Origin of the sequence: Burkholderia sp. Se-20378, assembly GCF_017104665.1 — a bacterium.
In the GTDB taxonomy this organism is placed as follows: Bacteria; Pseudomonadota; Gammaproteobacteria; order Burkholderiales; family Burkholderiaceae; genus Burkholderia; species Burkholderia lata.
This window is the reverse complement of the sequence record NZ_JAAGPG010001267.1, coordinates 1-302: the sequence shown is the minus strand read 5'-3', so window position 1 is coordinate 302 and position 302 is coordinate 1. Positions and strand designations below refer to the sequence as shown.

At 69.9% G+C, this 302-nt stretch carries 1 protein-coding gene and 1 pseudogene; both read left to right on the top strand.

What is annotated here, in order from left to right; genetic code table 11:
• Positions 1 to 144, top strand: a pseudogene (locus G3N93_RS42180) (SMP-30/gluconolactonase/LRE family protein); the annotation flags it as partial.
• The coding region (locus G3N93_RS41995; protein ID WP_307873463.1) for an SMP-30/gluconolactonase/LRE family protein at positions 83 to 302 on the top strand (220 nt) is incomplete at its 3' end. The pseudogene G3N93_RS42180 and the gene G3N93_RS41995, both read left to right, overlap by 62 nt.

The window sequence follows — 302 nt, the reverse complement described above, 5'->3', positions numbered from 1 at the left end:
ATGGGCTGGAGCCCGGACGGCTCGACGATGTACGTCACCGATTCCGGCCGCCGCACGATCTTCGCGTACGACTTCGACGTCGATGCCGGGCGGTTATCGAATGCGCGGCCGTTCGCGACGTTCGGCGCCGCGCGCGGGGTGCCGGACGGGCTCGCGGGCGGCGTGCGCGAACGGAATGGGCTGGAGCCCGGACGGCTCGACGATGTACGTCACCGATTCCGGCCGCCGCACGATCTTCGCGTACGACTTCGACGTCGATGCCGGGCGGTTATCGAATGCGCGGCCGTTCGCGACGTTCGGCG